The following is a 16,309-nucleotide window of genomic DNA, read 5'->3' as shown; positions in this document are numbered from 1 at the left end:
GTGCGCAAGAACATCAAGCTCACCGCCCTCGCCGCCACCGCCGCCGCGCTCACCCTCTCCCTGAGCGCCTGCGGCAGCTCCTCGGACCCGTCCTCCACCAAGGCGGACGGCGGCAAGACGGACGAGAGCAAGCCCCTGGTCGTCGGGGCGTCCCCGTCCCCGCACGCCGACATCCTGAAGTTCGTGCAGGACAACCTCGCGGCCAAGGAAGGCCTCAAGCTGAAGGTGCAGGAGTTCACGGACTACGTCCTGCCGAACACCGCCACCCAGCAGGGCGACATCGACGCCAACTACTTCCAGCACGTCCCGTACCTCGACGACTTCAACAAGAAGAACGGCACCGACATCGTGCCCGTCGTGAACGTGCACCTGGAGCCCCTGGGCCTGTACTCCAAGAAGAACAAGGCCCTCACGGACATCAAGGCCGGCCAGACCATCGCCGTCCCCAACGACCCCACCAACGAGGGCCGCGCGCTCCAGCTCCTCGCCGCGAACAACCTCATCACCCTCAAGGAGGGTGTCGGCACCGGCGCCAAGCTGTCCGACATCACCGACAAGAAGGGCCTGGAGTTCAAGGAGCTGGAGGCCGCCACGGTCCCGCGCGCCCTGAACGACGTGGACGCCGCCGTCATCAACGGCAACTACGCCATCGAGGCCGACCTCGTCCCGGCCAAGGACGCGCTCGTCCTGGAGAAGGCCGAGGGCAACCCGTACGCCAACATCCTGGCGGTCAAGAACGGCAACCAGGACGACCCGCGGATCCAGAAGCTGGCGAAGCTCCTGAACTCCGACGAGGTCAAGAAGTTCATCGACGACAAGTACCAGGGCTCGGTCATCCCGGCCTTCGGCAAGCCCGTCGCCTGATCCGGTCAGTGACACCGGGCCGGCCCGATCCGGCCGGCCCGACCGGCCCCGTACGCCCCACCGGTGTACGGGGCCCGGCACTGCCCGCTTCCGGGCAGCCCGGCCCTGCACATCACCAGGCCGATGCTGCATGCTGTGGCCTACGAACCGCGGCGGCGGACCGTATACCCCGTGTATACCGTCCCGCGCCACGGTCGCCTCGCACCACGGTCGCACCACGGTCTCAGGCTTGGAGCTGCGCATGACTACCACCTTCCCGGACGTCACCATCAGCACGGACCGGCTGGTGCTGCGCCCCTTCGAGGAAGAAGACGTCACCGCGCTCGCCGAGATGATGAACGACGAACACGTCACCGCCTGGACCTCCGTCCCGCACCCCTACACCTACGCGGACGCGGTCACCTGGGCCACGAGGACCGCCCACACGGAGCGCACCGAGGGCCGCGGCATCGTCTTCGCCGTCACCGAGTTCCTCACCCAGCGGCTGGTCGGCATCGTCCACCTGCAGGACACCGACTGGCGGGCCCGCACCACCGAGATCGGCTACGTCACCGCCCCCTGGGCCCGGGGCGAGGGCTACGCCAGCGAGTCCGTCCGCGCCGTGGCCCGCTGGCTCTTCACCGACCAGGCCTTCGAACGCCTCGAACTGCGCACCGCCGCCGACAACACGGCCTCCCAGCAGGTGGCCCAGAAGACCGGTTGCATCAGTGAAGGCGTCCTGCGCAACGCCTGCATAGTGCGCACCCAGAACCCCGACGGCTCCTGGGCCGACACCCGCAGCGACCTCATCGTCTGGGGCCTGGTCCCGGAGGACCTCGACGAGGACGCCGACGGATACTCCGACTACTCCGACTACGCAGACGGCTACGAGGACGGCTACTCCGTGGGCTACGCGGAGCCCCGCGCCGACGCACGCGACGGCTACCGGATCCAGCCCGCCCACGCGAACGACGCGCACGGCTACGCCGTCTTCTCGGACCGGAACTGACCCGATGACCGGGTAGTCTCACCAAGCCCGCCCCCCTCGACGAAGCTTCGCCCTGCCCCGGCCACCGCCGCGAAGGGCCCCCTCCCACATCAGGAGACTGACGACGATGGCCGACCGGGTCACGGTGATCGGCTGGGACGGCTCCCCCCTGACCGCGGCAGCCCGGTCCGCGCTCTCCGCCGCCACCCTGGTGGCCGGCGCCGCACACCACCTCGCCCTCCCCGAAGTCCCGCCCACCGCCGAACGCGTGCGCCTGGGCAGCCTGTCCATCGCCGCCCGCCGGATCGCCGGCCACCGCGGCACCGCCGTCGTCCTCGCCGACGGGGACCCCGGCTTCTTCGGCGTCGTACGGGCCCTGCGCGCCCCGGAACACGGCCTGGAAGTGGAGGTCGTACCGGCCGTCTCCGCCGTCGCCGCCGCCTTCGCCCGCGCCGGGATGCCCTGGGACGACGCCCAGGTCGTCGTCGCACACAGCCGCACCCTGCGCCGTGCCGTGAACGTCTGCCGCGCCCACTCCAAGGTCGCCGTCATCACCTCGCCCGGCGCCGGCCCCGCCGAACTCGCCCTGCTACTCGAAGGCGTCCACCGCACCTTCGTCATCTGCGAGGAACTCGGCACCGACAAGGAACAGGTCACGGTCCTCACCTCAGACAAGGCCGCCGACCACAGCTGGCGCGACCCCAACGTCGTCATCGTCATCGGCGGCACGGGACCGGCCGCGGCCGCCGCCGAACCGGCCTGGCTGCTGGGCCGGAGCGCGGCCCCAGCCGCCGGACGGGGCTGGGCCCGCCCGCAGATCGACGTGGGAGAAGGGGAGTCCACGCAGCTTCGCGCGGCCCAGCTCGCCCGGCTCGGCCCGCGCACCGGGGACCTCGTCTGGGACATCGGCTCCGGCTCCGGAGCCCTCGCCGCGGACGCCGCCGCCCTCGGCGCCGCCGTCATCGCCGTCGACGCCGACCGGCACGCTTGCGAACGCACAACCGCCGCCGCCCGCGCCCGGGGTGTGCAGCTCCAGGTCGTCAACGGCCGCGCCCCGCACGTACTGGAGACCCTGCCCGAACCCGACGTCGTCCGCGTCGGCGGCGGGGGAGCCGCGGTCGTCGCCGCGGTCGCCGACCGGCGCCCCGAACGGATCGTCAGCCACGCCTCCACGCGCGACGAGGCGGAGGCCATCGGCCGGGTCCTGACCGAGGGCGGGTACGCCGTCGAGTGCGCGCTGCTCCAGTCCGTCGGCCTGGACACCCGGACCTGGACCGAACAACAGCGCTCCGTGGTGTTCCTGCTGGCCGCCGAACGCCCCGTTAACCGCCCGGACCGTCCCTAGCCGCGAGCCCGGGGTAGGCTGGCCGATCGTCGCACCGCCCGGACGATGCGGGCACGCGGCCCGGCTGGACGCGCGACGTGGCGCAGTCCACAGAGGACCGTGGCGGTTATGGCCGACACGGTGGCGAACGGGCAGGACAATACTTACTGGTTGTCGTGCGGGCGTACGTGAGGCCTCGTGGACGACCGGGCAGTCGAAGAGGCAACACCGATGGGCGAGGGGTACGCATGACTGACACCGGCCAGGTTCCGGGCGAGGGTCTCCCGGACAGCACGGGCATGGTGGATCAGCAGGGCGTCCCCGCCCCGGTTCCCCTGTCCTCCCCGGCGACCGGGAGCTACGCCTTCCAGGACCTCGTGGACAACCCGGCCGAGCCGGAGGACGAGGAACTGCTGCTGATGCCGAGCAGCCAGGGCGCGTGGAGCGACCCCCAGGTCGTCCCGCCGGTGCCCGCCTTCCCCGATTTCCCCGAGCCCTCCGGGTACGCGGACGCCCCGTACGCGGATGCCCCGTACGCGGACGCGCCCTACGCCGATTTCGCCGGGACCCCGGAGTACCAGCAGCCCCACCCGGGCCAGTACCCGGTCCCCGAGGCACCGCTCGGCTACGAGCCCGCCGGGTACCCGCAGCAGTCCTTCGACGGGCAGTCGTTCGCCGGGCAGCCCTTCGACGGGCAGCCGTCCTTCGCCGACGCCTCGTTCGCCGACGCCTCGTACGGCGCCGGTGTGCACGAGGCCGGCGGCCGGGATTCCGGTGTGCTGGACCTCGGCGGCCTCGTGGCCCCGCAGCCCATGTCCCAGCCCCAGTCCGCGGCGGCCCCCGTCGCCGCGGCCCCGGTGCGCCGGCCGCTGCACATGGGCCCGCCCGTGCCCGAGGCCACCGGCGGAGTCGTACGGTCCCTCGCGGACCGGGGCCCGGCCGCTACGCCGCCGCCCGCGCAGGCTCCCGTACAGGCCCCGGCGCCGCTGTCGGCGGCCGAGCCCGTTCCCGTCCCGGTCGCCTCCGTGCCCTCCGCCGTCTCCGTCTCCGAGCCTGTCGCTCTGAGTGCCCCGGCTCTGAGCACCCCGGCGACGCCCGTCCCGGTGCGCCAGTCCGGGCCGCCGACCACGGGGCCCGAGTACCTGGACTTCACGCAGGCCGAGGCCGAGCACGTGCCGGGCCTGGCGCAGCAGCCGGTCGAGATCCCGGTGCAGGCGGGGACGCCGTGGACCGTGGAGCCGGCTCCGGAAGCCCCGGCGGAACCCGTCGCGGAGACCGCGGCGGAGCCCGTAGCCGAGCCGATCGCCGAGCCGATCGCGGCGCCCGTCGCGCCGCACGCCGCCTTCGCACAGCCCGAGCCGGTCCTCGTGGCGGAGCCCGAGTCCGTGCCCGTGGCGGAGCCGGTGCCCGTCGCCGCGGCCGTTGCCGAGCCGGTCCTCGTGGAGCCCGCGCCGGAGCCCGTCGCCGAGCCCGTCGTCTTCGCGGCGCCCGAGGCCGCCGTCGTACCGGCACCCGAGCCCGTCGCGGTTCCCGAAGCCGCGGTCGAGGCCGCGGCCGCCGTCGAGCCGGAGCCCGAGCAGGTCGCGGCGCTGCAGCCCGAGCCGCAGCCCGCAGAAACGGTGGTTCAGGCCGAGGCGCCGGAGCCGCTGCCCGAGCCCTCCGCCGCGGTAGTCCCCGAGCCCGAGCCCGTCGCCGTCGCGCAGGCCGAGGTGCCGCTGGAGGCCGGACAGGCCCCCGAGGCCGGCACCGAGCCGGAAGCCGAGCCCGAGGCACCCGTCACCGAGGCGGCCCCCGGGTACGCCGACGCCGAGCGCGAGGCCGTCCTGCGCGTCATGCGCGAGCGCCGTGACATCCGCAAGGGCTTCCGCCGGGACCCCATCCCGCACGAGGTGCTGCTGCGAGTCCTGGAAGCGGCCCACACCGCGCCGAGCGTCGGCCACTCCCAGCCCTGGGACTTCGTCGTCATCAAGTCCGCGGAGACCCGCCGGACCATGCACGAGCTCGCCGAGCGCCAGCGCGAGGCCTACGCGAAGTCGCTGCCCAAGGGCCGCGCCAAGCAGTTCAAGGAACTCAAGATCGAGGCCATCCTCGACACCCCGGTGAACATCGTGGTCACCGCCGACCCCACCCGCGGCGGCCGCCACACCCTGGGCCGGCACACCCAGCCGCAGATGGCCCCGTACTCCTCGGCCCTCGCCGTGGAGAACCTCTGGCTCGCGGCGCGCGCCGAAGGCCTCGGGGTCGGCTGGGTCAGCTTCTTCGACGAGCGCGAGATGGTCCGCGAGCTCGGGCTCCCGGAGCACCTGGAGGTCGTCGCGTACCTGTGCGTCGGGTACGTGGACGAGTTCCCCGACGAGCCCGAGCTCGCGCAGGCCGGCTGGTCCCAGCGCCGGCCGCTGGCGTGGGTCGTGCACGAGGAGACGTACGGGCGCCGCGCGCTGCCCGGCGAGGAGCCGCACGACCTGCTCTCCGAGACGGTCGCCAGCATCCGCCCGCTCGACGCGAAGGCGCTCGGCGAGGCGTGGGAGCGGCAGAAGCGCATGACCAAGCCCGCCGGGGCCCTGGGCATGCTCGAAATCATCTCCGCCCAGCTGTCCGGCCTCTCGCGGGTCTGCCCGCCGCCGATCCCGGAGCCCGCCGCGGTGGCGATCTTCGCGGGTGACCACGGCGTGCACGCCCAGGGCGTCACCCCCTGGCCCCAGGAGGTCACCATGCAGATGGTGGCCAACTTCCTGGGCGGCGGCGCGGTGTGCAACGCGTTCGCCAACCAGGTGGGCGCCGAGGTCTGCGTGATCGACGTGGGCGTCGCCGGCGACCTCCCGGCCACGCCGGGCCTGCTGCCGCGCAAGGTCCGCCCGGGCACGGCCGACCTGTCGGTCGGGCCGGCGATGACCCGCGAGGAGGCCGTCGCGGCGATCGAGGTGGGCATCGAGACGGCCCGCGACCTGGTCGCGGCGGGGAACAAGGCGCTCCTCACGGGAGAGATGGGCATCGCCAACACCACGGTGTCGGCGGCGCTGATCTCGGTCTTCACCGGGGTGGACCCGGGTGAGGTCACCGGCCGGGGTACGGGCATCAACGACGAGACGCACGCCCGCAAGGTCGAGGTCGTACGCCGCGCCCTGGAGCTCCACCAGCCGGACCCGGCGGACCCGATCGGCGTCCTGGCCGCCATCGGCGGCCTGGAGCACGCGGCGATCGTGGGCCTCCTCCTCGGTGGAGCCTCGCTGAGGACCCCGGTGATCCTGGACGGCGTCAGCGCCGGCGCGGCCGCGCTGGTGGCCCGGGCCATCGCTCCGGAGTCGCTGTCCGCCTGCATCGCGGGACACCGCAGCGCGGAGCCGGGCCATGTGGCCGCCCTGAACAAGCTCGGCCTGCGCCCGCTGGTCGACCTGGACCTCCGCCTCGGCGAGGGCACGGGTGCGCTGCTGGCGCTGCCGCTGGTGCAGAGCGCTGCGCGGGCCATGCACGAGGTGGCTACGTTCGACTCGGCGGGTGTCACGGAGAAGTAGCGGGGGCTGCGGGGCCGGTGCCGGGGACGGGGTGGGGTGTCGTCCGGGACTCATGATTTATGGCGCCCCGTGCGCGCTGCGTCCCGGATGGCCTTGTTTTCGCGCCAACAAATCACGTTCTACGTCCCGGACGACACCCCACCCCGTCCCCGTCCCCTAATCCAACCCCTCATCCAGCCCCTCCGGCGTTTGAGGAGCGGGGTCCGGGGCGGAGCCCCGGTTTCGGGAAGGGACGGGGTGGGGGAGAGCCCCGCAGGGCCCGGCCGCACCGCGTCGCCCTCGTAGCCGACCCTGGGTCCGAGCCCGCGTACGGGCCCCGTGGCCTGGGGCGGAGCCAGGGGTGGGTCGGGTCACCGCCCGGCCAGGGCAATGGCCCCCGAGGCGACCACCGCGCAGGTGGGTCGTATCGTGGACCCCGGACGGGCCACCGCACGTCACCGTCCGATCAGCCGCTCCAGCGACGCAGCGGCCCGCCGTCACCGCCGCATCAGGAGCCGCAACCGCCATGGGACACCCGGCACACCCCGCCTACCCCGTCGGACTCCGTCTCACGGGCCGCCGCGTCATCGTGATCGGCGGTGGCCAGGTCGCTCAGCGCCGCCTGCCCGCGCTCATCGCGGCCGGCGCCGACATCGTCCTGATCTCGCCCTCCGCGACCCCCTCCGTGGACGCCATGGCGGAGACCGGCGAGATCCGCTGGGAGCGCCGCCGCTACGAGGACGGCGACCTGGCCGGCGCCTGGTACGCCCTCGTCGCCACCCGGGACCGGGACGCCAACGACGCCGCCTCCGCCGAAGCCGAGCGCGAGCGGATCTGGTGCGTCCGCGCCGACGACGCCGAGGCCGCGAGTGCCTGGACCCCGGCCACCGGCCGGGTGGAGGGCGTCACCGTCGCCGTACTGAGCGGCAACGACCCCCGCCGCTCCGCCGCCGTCCGCGACGCGGTCGTCGAGGGGCTGCGGGACGGCTCCCTGACGGCCGCCCGCCCGCACACCCCCGGCGTGTCCCTCGTCGGCGGGGGGCCCGGAGACCCGGACCTGATCACGGTCCGCGGCCGCCGCCTCCTCGCCGAGGCCGACGTGGTCATCGCCGACCGGCTCGGCCCCCGCGACCTCCTGGACGAGCTCCCGCCGCACGTCGAGGTCATCGACGCCGCGAAGATCCCGTACGGCCGTTTCATGGCCCAGGAGGCCATCAACGACGCCCTCATCACGCACGCCAAGGCCGGCAAGGCCGTGGTCCGGCTCAAGGGCGGGGACCCGTACGTCTTCGGCCGCGGCATGGAGGAGCTCCAGGCCCTCGCCGAGGCGGGCATCCCCTGCACCGTCGTGCCCGGCATCTCCAGTTCCATCTCCGTGCCCGGCGCGGCCGGCATTCCGGTCACCCACCGGGGCGTGGCCCACGAGTTCACGGTGGTCAGCGGCCATGTCGGACCCGACGACCCGCGCTCCCTGGTGGACTGGGCCTCGCTGGCCAAGCTCACCGGCACCCTCGTCATCCTCATGGGCGTCGACAAGATCGGCCTGATCGCCGAGGCACTGGTCCGCCACGGCCGCCCCGCGGACACCGCCGTCGCCGTCATCCAGGAGGGCACCACCGCCTCTCAGCGCCGGGTGGACGCCACCCTGGCGACGGTCGGCGAGACCGTCAAGGCCCAGGAGGTCAGGCCGCCCGCCGTCATCGTGATCGGCGACGTGGTGAAGGTCCACCGGCCCGCGGCCGAGTGACACCCCCGCAATTCCGCAACCCCGCAGAGCCGTTGGCACCGCACCCAGGACAAGGCAGTATCACCCTGTGGCTGATCTCATCACCGTCGAGGACCCCGACGACCCGCGCCTGCGCGACTACACGGGCCTGACCGACGTAGAACTCCGGCGCCGGCGCGAGCCCGCGGAAGGTCTCTTCATCGCCGAAGGCGAGAAGGTGATCAGACGTGCCAAGGACGCCGGGTACGAGATGCGCTCGATGCTGCTCTCCGCCAAGTGGGTCGACGTCATGCGCGACGTCATCGACGAGCTCCCGGCCCCGGTCTACGCCGTCAGCCCGGAGCTCGCCGAGCGCGTCACCGGCTACCACGTGCACCGCGGCGCCCTCGCCTCGATGCAGCGCAAGCCGCTTCCCACGGCCGAGGAACTGCTCGCCACCACCCGGCGCGTGGTCATCATGGAAGCGGTGAACGACCACACCAACATCGGCGCCATCTTCCGCAGCGCGGCCGCCCTCGGCATGGACGCGGTACTGCTCTCGCCCGACTGCGCGGACCCGCTGTACCGGCGCTCCGTCAAGGTCTCCATGGGCGCGGTGTTCTCCGTCCCGTACGCCCGGCTGGAAGCCTGGCCCAAGGGCCTGGACTCGGTCCGCGAGGCGGGCTTCAAGCTGCTCGCCCTCACCCCGCACCAGAAGGCCTCGCCGATCGACGTGGCGGCTCCGCAGGACCTGGAGCGGGTCGCGCTGATGCTGGGCGCGGAGGGGGACGGGCTGTCGACGCAGGCACTGGTCGCGGCCGACGAATGGGTGCGGATCCCCATGGCGCACGGGGTGGACTCGCTGAACGTGGGCGCGGCCGCGGCCGTCGCCTTCTACGCGGTGGCCAGCGGCCGCCCGTAGGCCTGTGGCGGGCCCGGAGGCTCTGGGCGAGTGGGACGTGCGGGCCGGAGCTTTCGGGCCAGGGCTTCCGCGCCAGAGCTTCTGCGCTAGAGCTTCTGGGCCAGCGCGATGCCCAGCGCCACGAGCAGCGTCACCACGACGAAGACGATCAGGCGCTGGCGCATCAGTTTGGGGTCCGGCCGTGACGGCCGCCGCCCCGTGCCCGTCGTACGGGGAGCCGGGCGGCCGCCCGTACGCCCGGCGGTGGAGCCGGGACCCCGCGAGCCGGTGCCCCGGGCCGAGGAGGGGCGCGAGTCCGGCCCGCCGCGCGGCCCCTGCCCCTTGGCCTGCACCTTCCCCTGGCCCGCACCGGTTCCCGTACCCGGACGTCCCGGAACGGGAGTGCCGGCGGTACGGCGCTCCGTGCGCTGCTCGGCGTACCCCTCGACATACTCCTCGGGCAGACGCCCCGTCGGCCGCTCGGTCCGGGCCCGCTGCGCCGGCGGGCGGCTGTCGCCCATCCCGTGCGCCTCGCGGGCCGCGATCTCCTTGAGCCGCATCGAGAGCTGGAGTGTGCTCGGCCGCTCGTCGGGATCCTTCGCCAGGCAGGCCCGTACGAGGGGCGCGAGCGCGTCCGGAACACCCTGGAGGTGCGGCTCCTCGTGCACCACCCGGTACAGCATGACCTCGGAACTGCCGTGCCCGAAGGGCGAGTCGGCGGTGGCCGCGTAGGCGAGGGTGGCGCCCAGCGAGAAGACGTCGGTGGCGGGCGTGACGGCGGCTCCGCGCACTTGCTCGGGCGCCAGGAAGCCGGGGGAGCCGACGGCCGTTCCCACGTGGGTGAGGGTGCTGGCGCCGGTGGCCCAGGCGATCCCGAAGTCGATGATGCGCGGGCCCTTGGGCGACAGCAGGATGTTCGAGGGCTTCAGGTCGCGGTGGACCACCCCGGCCTCGTGGACGGCGACCAGGCCCTCGGAGAGCGCGGCGCCGATGGCGGCGATCGCCGCGGCCGTCAGGGGGCCTTCCTCGGCCACCTTGTCGTGCAGGGAGGGGCCGGGCACGTACTGCGTGGCGAACCAGGGGCGCTCCGCCTCCAGGTCCGCGGCGACCAGGCGCGCGGTGCACCCGCCGCGGATCCGCCGGGCGGCGGAGACCTCGCGTGCGAAACGCGAGCGGAACTCCTGGTCCTCGGCCAGGTCCGGCCGGATCACCTTGAGCGCGACGCGCTGTCCGCGCCGGTCGGAGCCCAGGTAGACGACGCCCATGCCGCCGGCGCCGAGGCGCCGGTGCAGCCTGAACGAGCCGACGACACGCGGGTCCTCGCGCCGGAGCCGCATCATCGCCATGTCCACCCCGCTGACCGGTCGTCCTGTTGACGTGGCACAGCTTACGGACCATCCGGCATGCGCGCTCAGAGGCCGCGCCCTCGCCGGGGGATTCGATTGTCAGTACGGGGCAGTCCACTTGGGGAATCACCGGACCACCGGTAGGACGCATGTGCGGAACGGGGTGGTTCGGTCAAGCAGGGCCGGGAGCACGGGAATTGGGGTCCGGGGCGGGGTGGCGGGGGAGCGGTGGCCGCCGGGGCGGCCGGGCTCGTCCGGTTGATCTTGGGAGTGCCTGGTCGGCGGGGTGACGTGTGCGGTGAGTGACGGAAGTGAGCGAAGTCACCACGCTCCGGTCATCCCCTCCGGGAAGACCCTCAGACCGGGAGGCCGATCTCCACCCAGGGGAGTACACGGGAGGTGGACTCCTCATCCTCCTGGAGGCCAGGCAATGGGTACGAAGGCATGAGGCCAGGAGCCTTTCCCGCACCTAGTGTTGAAGACAAGCGGCGGGTGGAGCACTCGTCCCCCGAGGTCATAAACCCGCCGCTGCCAAACGACAGGGAGAGGACCATGGCGGACATCGCACGGCAGGGACGCAAGGCATTCGCGTTCAACAGCCATGAGTCCGGTCGTCGCCACCCACTGGTGGCCGCGGCCATGGTGCTCCCCCTGGCCGCCCTCCTGCTCTTCCTCTTCGGAGGCTTCGACCAGGTGGCGGCACAGGCGTCGTCCGTAAGCGTGATGCTGGGGCGCTGAGCGGCGCCCCGGGCCCAGGAGAGCGGCCTGGGCCGGGACTGTCACCGGCCGAACCCCGTGGGGACGGGGGAGCGGTCGACGGACGGCAGGTGAAGGGTGCTGCGCGTACGGCTGGGGAGCCGGACGCGCAGCACCCTTTTTCATGCCCGTGCGGACCCCTTTTGACGCGTCCCTCGCACCTCGAAGCGCTGGCGCGCTTCGAGGGCTTCGGGCCGCTGCGCCGGACTCCGTCCGGCGGTGCCGGGGCGGTGGTGCCGCCAGTGCCGCCTGGGGGCGGGACCGGTGGGCGGGCGCGGGCGGTCTGCCTGTGGGGTGGAGCCGCACACCCGCACGCCGCACGCCGCGCGGTCCGCCCCGATCCGGGACACGCCCGAAGTGTTCCCCACGCTGCGTACCCTCGTTCCGAGGAGCACCCGCCGGGGGTGCACGGGGTGCGGGGAGTGGTCATGGCGCGGTCGGGCCCGGAGGGCGGCGTCCGGACGCGCGTGCGGCAGGGTGTCCCGCTGGGCGCGGTCACCGTGGAGCCGGCCGTTCTCCCGCGGCTGCACGGCCGCTTCGTACCGGACTCGGGGTTCGAGCGGGCCGCGTCCTGCTCCGGGGCGCCGGCCCGCCGCTCGCCGTCCGGGCTGCCCGCGGCAGATCTGCCGCTCCACGTCGACGGCGCAGGGGCGTGGTTCCGCTGGAGCGGGTGAGCGCGGCCGCGCTCGCGGCGTACGCCGGCGCGACCCGGTACGTACTGCTCGCGGACCGCGACGACGGCACGGTCGTCCGCTGCGGGGAGATCGTGGCCAAGGCGCATGCGGGCGACAGCGACCCCGACGCCCTGGCGGTACGCGTCCGGATCGCCGGGGACCCGGCGCTGGCCGGTGTGCTGCTGCCGCCGCTGGGCCCCGGCCTCGGCCGGGTCGGGCAGCGGCCGGTCTCACTGTGGCCCTACGGGGCTCCGGTCGCCCCGGACCGCCCGGAGGAGGCCCCCTGGGAGCCTGTGGCCGAGCTCCTGGCCGCCCTCCACCGGACCCCGCTGCACCGCCTCCCGGGCCCGGTCCCGCTGATGCGCGGCCCGGCGAAACTCGCCCGCGCCCTGCACCGCCTCGACGCGGCTCACCCGCTCACGGCCCCGGCCGGGTACGCCGCGCCGGGACGCCCCGCGCGGGTGGGCGCGGCAGCCGGCGAGGCGAGGAGCGCGCCGCGTGGAGGCCCGGCCGGGGAACACCCCGCAGGCCGCGGCTCCGGGGGCAGTCCGGCCCCGGCCGGTGCCACCTTCCACACCAGGCCCGCGGTCAGCATCCCCGCCGGGCCTACCGGGGCTGTCGGCCGGGCCGGTCTGCCCGTCCCCGCCGGGGGGCCGATCGCTGCGCAGCCCGGCACCGGCACCGATCCCGGCACCGGCCCCGACCCCGACGCCGCGCGGATGGCACGGCTCGTACGGGCCGCCGCGGCCACGCTCCCCGGGTGGGCCCGGGGGGAGGGGCCGCCGCCGTCCGGCGGGGCGCTGTGCCACGGCGACCTGCACCTCGGGCAGTTGGTGCGGAGCCCGGCCGGGGGCTGGCGGCTGATCGACGTCGACGACCTGGGAGTCGGCACGCCCGCCTGGGACCTCGCCCGGCCCGCGGCCTGGTACGCCGCCGGGCTGCTGGACACCGGGACCTGGCTGCGCTTCCTCGACGCCTACCGCGCCGCCGGCGGCCCCGCGGCCGGTGCGCCCGGCAGTGACCCCTGGCCGGAACTCGACCTGGCCGCCCGCGCGCTCACCGTGCAGACGGCCGCGCTGGCCCTCGCCAAGGCTGCCCGCGAGCGGCGCCGACTCGACGACGTGGAGCGGCTGATGGTGGACGCCTGTGCACGAATCGCCTTCCTCCCGCCCGACTTGGAGCCGAACGCTCCGTCGTAGGGTGAGCCTCACGCCACCGGGTACGCATCCGGTGTCGACGCGAACCGCGAGGAGTTGATCCGGTCATGCAGTGTCCGAAGTGTCACGCGATGATGCACACGTACAACCGCAACGGTGTCCAGATAGAGCAGTGCAGCGGCTGCCGCGGCATCTTCCTCGACTACGGCGAGCTGGAGGCGCTGACCCGCCTGGAGTCCCAGTACACCTCCCAGTACGGCCAGGTCCCGCCCCAGGCCGCCCCGCCGGCTCCGGCCCCCGCCGCGTACCCGCAGCAGCACGCCGCCCCCGCGCCCGCCTGGGGCGCCCCGCAGCACGGCGGCTACGGCCACGGTCACGGCCACCGCAAGGGCGGCCTCGGCCGGATGCTCTTCTCCTCCTGAGACACGGCGGACCGCACACGCGAAAGCCCCGGCCGTGGGAACGGCCGGGGCTTTCGGATGCTGGTGCGCGATACTGGGATTGAACCAGTGACCTCTTCCGTGTCAGGGAAGCGCTCTCCCGCTGAGCTAATCGCGCGGGACCACGTTCACGGTGCGAACACCGCAGGTGGCAGATTCGAAGCATACTGCGTGCGCGATACTGGGATTGAACCAGTGACCTCTTCCGTGTCAGGGAAGCGCTCTCCCGCTGAGCTAATCGCGCGGGGATCCTTGCGGACCAGTGGACGATACTGGGATTGAACCAGTGACCTCTTCCGTGTCAGGGAAGCGCTCTCCCGCTGAGCTAATCGTCCTTGGAGGTGGAGACGGGATTTGAACCCGTGTAGACGGCTTTGCAGGCCGTTGCCTCGCCTCTCGGCCACTCCACCATGGAGCAAGCAGGGGGTCCTCGGGAAGATGATCCCCCACCTTAGAGCGGACGACGAGACTCGAACTCGCGACATCCACCTTGGCAAGGTGGTGCTCTACCAACTGAGCTACGTCCGCAGGTCACCGTGTTCGCTCCGGGGTTTTGCCCCTTCGCTCCCTGGCGACGTGTTGAACTCTAGCGGATTCCCGGGCCAGCTCAAAAACGCGTTTCCGCAGCGTGCTGCCGCCCGATCACCGCCGGTCACCCCGCGGACGCCTCACCGGCGCCCGGGCGTCACCGGTCATAGACTCGCAGCCGTGCACGACCTGCCTCCCCTCGCCCGCTTCGGCGGCCTTCTCGCGACCGATCTCCGAGATGTCACCAGTGATCCCGCCGCCCTGGACTCCACCGGCTTCTGGGCGGTGACGGCCGATTTCGAAGGCCGTCTCGTCTGCGCGCGCTTCGGGGACATACGCCCCGACCCCGTGCCCGCCCCCGTCCCCGGCGCCTGGCGCGGCCCCGACGCCGACGCGTGGACCTCCTCCCTCGGCCGCGCCGCGTACACCGCGGGCGTACGCCGCATCCGCGAGCACATCGAGGCGGGGGAGGTCTACCAGGCCAACCTCTGCCGCGTGATGTCCGCGCGGCTTCCCGATCCGGCGGGCGCCGATGTGGACGCCCTGACGGCGCTGCTCGCGCGCGGCAACCCGGCTCCGTATGCAGGAACGATTCGGCTGCCGGCCCACGGCGTCGAGATCGCCACCGCGTCCCCCGAGCTCTACCTGCGCCGCACCGGCCGCCGCGTCGAGTCCGGTCCGATCAAGGGCACCGGCCGCACCGCGGCCGATCTGCTGCCCAAGGACCACGCCGAGAACGTGATGATCGTCGACCTCGTACGCAACGACCTCGGCCGGGTCTGCGCGACCGGCTCCGTGACCGTCCCCGAACTGTGCGCGCTCGAAGAGCACCCGGGCCTGGTCCACCTCGTCTCCACCGTCGCCGGGGAACTCGCCGACGGCGCCGGCTGGCCTGAGCTGTTCGCCGCCACCTTCCCGCCCGGCTCCGTCACCGGAGCCCCCAAATCCTCGGCCCTGCGGATCATCGAGGCCCTGGAGACCGCCCCGCGCGGCCCCTACTGCGGAGGCGTCGGCTGGGTCGACGCCGACCGGGGCACGGCCGAGCTCGCGGTCGGCATCCGGACCTTCTGGATCGACCGGACGGCCCCCGGCGGCCCCCGGCTGCTCTTCGGCACCGGCGCCGGGATCACCTGGGGCTCCGACCCCGACCGCGAATGGGCGGAGACCGAGCTGAAGGCCGCCCGGCTGCTGCGGGTAGCGTCGGGAGCGATCGAAGCGAACGTGATCGGCGCGACCGGCGAGTCCGGGGCGGTCGGGGCGCAGACGGACGAAAGCGGGAGGACCGTACGGTGAGGATCTGGCTCGACGGAGCACTGCGGGATGCCGACGAAGCGAAGGTGTCCGTGTTCGACCACGGCCTCACCGTCGGCGACGGGGTCTTCGAGACGCTCAAGGCGGAGCGCGGGACGACCTTCGCGCTCACCCGGCACCTGGAGCGGCTGACCCGCTCGGCCCGCGGCCTCGGCCTGCCGGACCCCGACCCGGACGAGGTGCGCCGCGCCTGCGCCGCCGTGCTGGAGGCCAACCCGCTGCCGCTCGGCCGGCTGCGCGTCACCTACACCGGAGGCGTCTCCCCGCTCGGCTCCGACCGCGGCGAGGCCGGCCCGACGCTGATCGTCGCCCTCGCCGGGGCCGCCCGCCGCCCCGACACCACCGCCGTGGTCACGGTTCCGTGGGTGCGGAACGAACGCTCCGCCGTGGCGGGCCTGAAGACCACCTCGTACGCCGAGAACGTGGTCGCGCTCGCAGCCGCCCACCGGGCCGGCGCCTCCGAGGCACTCTTCGCCAACACCGTCGGCCGGCTCTGCGAGGGCACCGGGTCCAACGTGTTCGTCGTCCTCGACGGGCAGCTGCACACCCCGCCCGTGTCCTCGGGCTGCCTCGCCGGCATCACCCGGGCCCTGGTCGCCGACTGGTGCGGGGCCAAGGAGACCGACCTGCCCTTCGAAGCGCTGGACCAGGCGGAAGAGGTCTTCCTGACCTCCTCCCTGCGCGACGTCCAGGCCGTCGTACGGATCGACGGGCGCGAGCTGGGCTCCGCCCCCGGGCCCGTCACCGCCGAGGCCATGCGGATCTTCGACGAGCGCTCCGCCGAGGACGCCGACCCCCGCTCCTGACCGGGACGGGCACAACCGCTGTCCATCGGGCCGCAGGGC

The 16,309-nt window shown here is 73.7% G+C and carries 13 protein-coding genes and 5 tRNA genes; 12 read left to right on the top strand and 6 right to left on the bottom strand.

The genetic code is table 11. From position 1 onward, the window contains the following. The 6 genes from AC061S_RS16945 (at position 1) to AC061S_RS16920 (ending at position 9,273) form a co-directional block, all read left to right on the top strand. Positions 1 to 864: a MetQ/NlpA family ABC transporter substrate-binding protein gene (locus AC061S_RS16945; protein ID WP_478686773.1), complete on the top strand. Its 864-nt coding sequence runs from the start codon at positions 1 to 3 to the stop codon at positions 862 to 864. A gap of 241 nt (positions 865 to 1,105) precedes the next feature. After that, complete coding sequence (locus tag AC061S_RS16940) at positions 1,106 to 1,852, top strand: GNAT family N-acetyltransferase (protein ID WP_478686772.1); 747 nt, start codon at positions 1,106 to 1,108, stop codon at positions 1,850 to 1,852. Between the two features lie 106 nt (positions 1,853 to 1,958). Then, complete coding sequence (gene cbiE, locus AC061S_RS16935) at positions 1,959 to 3,176, top strand: precorrin-6y C5,15-methyltransferase (decarboxylating) subunit CbiE (protein ID WP_478686771.1); 1,218 nt, start codon at positions 1,959 to 1,961, stop codon at positions 3,174 to 3,176. 227 nt (positions 3,177 to 3,403) lie between these two features. Next, positions 3,404 to 6,667: a nicotinate-nucleotide--dimethylbenzimidazole phosphoribosyltransferase gene (cobT, locus tag AC061S_RS16930; protein WP_478686770.1), complete on the top strand. Its 3,264-nt coding sequence runs from the start codon at positions 3,404 to 3,406 to the stop codon at positions 6,665 to 6,667. 505 nt (positions 6,668 to 7,172) lie between these two features. Further along, the gene (cobA, locus tag AC061S_RS16925) at positions 7,173 to 8,393 is read left to right on the top strand and encodes a uroporphyrinogen-III C-methyltransferase (RefSeq protein ID WP_478686769.1); all 1,221 of its coding nucleotides are present in this window, start codon (positions 7,173 to 7,175) and stop codon (positions 8,391 to 8,393) included. A gap of 67 nt (positions 8,394 to 8,460) precedes the next feature. After that, a complete protein-coding gene (locus tag AC061S_RS16920; RefSeq protein WP_266910292.1) occupies positions 8,461 to 9,273 on the top strand; it encodes a TrmH family RNA methyltransferase in 813 nt (270 codons plus the stop codon). 86 nt (positions 9,274 to 9,359) lie between these two features. On the opposite strand, the gene AC061S_RS16915 is transcribed toward AC061S_RS16920, so the two are convergent. Continuing rightward, a complete protein-coding gene (locus AC061S_RS16915; RefSeq protein WP_478686768.1) occupies positions 9,360 to 10,604 on the bottom strand; it encodes a serine/threonine-protein kinase in 1,245 nt (414 codons plus the stop codon). A 546-nt stretch (positions 10,605 to 11,150) separates the two neighbouring features. On the opposite strand from AC061S_RS16915, the gene AC061S_RS16910 reads away from it, so the two are divergent. From AC061S_RS16910 to AC061S_RS16895, 4 genes are all read left to right on the top strand, one after another. Then, complete coding sequence (locus tag AC061S_RS16910; RefSeq protein ID WP_215034445.1) at positions 11,151 to 11,336, top strand: hypothetical protein; 186 nt, start codon at positions 11,151 to 11,153, stop codon at positions 11,334 to 11,336. Positions 11,337 to 11,782: 446 nt separating this feature from the next. Next, positions 11,783 to 12,028: a hypothetical protein gene (locus AC061S_RS16905; RefSeq protein WP_478686767.1), complete on the top strand. Its 246-nt coding sequence runs from the start codon at positions 11,783 to 11,785 to the stop codon at positions 12,026 to 12,028. Beyond that, positions 12,025 to 13,227, top strand: a complete 1,203-nt coding sequence (locus AC061S_RS16900; protein ID WP_478686766.1) for a phosphotransferase family protein — start codon at positions 12,025 to 12,027, stop codon at positions 13,225 to 13,227. The genes AC061S_RS16905 and AC061S_RS16900 overlap by 4 nt, the downstream gene beginning before the upstream one ends. Positions 13,228 to 13,292: 65 nt before the next feature. Beyond that, positions 13,293 to 13,607 (top strand): TFIIB-type zinc ribbon-containing protein, encoded by a 315-nt coding sequence (locus AC061S_RS16895; RefSeq protein ID WP_478686765.1) that lies wholly within the window; start codon positions 13,293 to 13,295, stop codon positions 13,605 to 13,607. A 61-nt stretch (positions 13,608 to 13,668) separates the two neighbouring features. On the opposite strand, the gene AC061S_RS16890 is transcribed toward AC061S_RS16895, so the two are convergent. From AC061S_RS16890 to AC061S_RS16870, 5 genes are all read right to left on the bottom strand, one after another. Continuing rightward, positions 13,669 to 13,743: transfer RNA gene (locus AC061S_RS16890), tRNA-Val, on the bottom strand. Positions 13,744 to 13,797: 54 nt separating this feature from the next. After that, positions 13,798 to 13,869: transfer RNA gene (locus AC061S_RS16885), tRNA-Val, on the bottom strand. 19 nt (positions 13,870 to 13,888) lie between these two features. Continuing rightward, a tRNA-Val gene (locus tag AC061S_RS16880) sits at positions 13,889 to 13,960 on the bottom strand. Between the two features lies 1 nt (position 13,961). Further along, a tRNA-Cys gene (locus AC061S_RS16875) sits at positions 13,962 to 14,035 on the bottom strand. Between the two features lie 45 nt (positions 14,036 to 14,080). Then, a tRNA-Gly gene (locus AC061S_RS16870) sits at positions 14,081 to 14,153 on the bottom strand. Between the two features lie 180 nt (positions 14,154 to 14,333). Here AC061S_RS16870 and AC061S_RS16865 point away from each other — a divergent pair. Beyond that, positions 14,334 to 15,446 carry a chorismate-binding protein gene (locus AC061S_RS16865; RefSeq protein WP_478686764.1) on the top strand — a complete coding sequence of 371 codons (1,113 nt, stop codon included), beginning with the start codon at positions 14,334 to 14,336 and terminating at the stop codon, positions 15,444 to 15,446. Then, positions 15,443 to 16,270, top strand: coding sequence for an aminotransferase class IV (locus tag AC061S_RS16860; protein WP_478686763.1), 828 nt, complete (start codon positions 15,443 to 15,445; stop codon positions 16,268 to 16,270). Before AC061S_RS16865 ends, AC061S_RS16860 begins: the two co-directional genes overlap by 4 nt. The last annotated feature ends 39 nt before the right edge of the window (positions 16,271 to 16,309 follow it).

It is taken from the genome of Streptomyces sp. CA189 (assembly GCF_056428985.1).
The sequence above is the reverse complement of the archived record's forward strand: the minus strand, read 5'-3'. Positions and strand labels throughout refer to the sequence as shown.

Bases quoted from the DNA above. Each gene is read 5' to 3' on its own strand.
- cobA (WP_478686769.1), top strand. From the start codon at position 7,173: ATGGGACACCCGGCACACCCCGCCTACCCCGTCGGACTCCGTCTCACG.
- AC061S_RS16910 (WP_215034445.1), top strand. From the start codon at position 11,151: ATGGCGGACATCGCACGGCAGGGACGCAAGGCATTCGCGTTCAACAGC.
- cobT (WP_478686770.1), top strand. From the start codon at position 3,404: ATGACTGACACCGGCCAGGTTCCGGGCGAGGGTCTCCCGGACAGCACG.
- AC061S_RS16905 (WP_478686767.1), top strand. From the start codon at position 11,783: ATGGCGCGGTCGGGCCCGGAGGGCGGCGTCCGGACGCGCGTGCGGCAG.
- AC061S_RS16895 (WP_478686765.1), top strand. From the start codon at position 13,293: ATGCAGTGTCCGAAGTGTCACGCGATGATGCACACGTACAACCGCAAC.
- cbiE (WP_478686771.1), top strand. From the start codon at position 1,959: ATGGCCGACCGGGTCACGGTGATCGGCTGGGACGGCTCCCCCCTGACC.
- AC061S_RS16940 (WP_478686772.1), top strand. From the start codon at position 1,106: ATGACTACCACCTTCCCGGACGTCACCATCAGCACGGACCGGCTGGTG.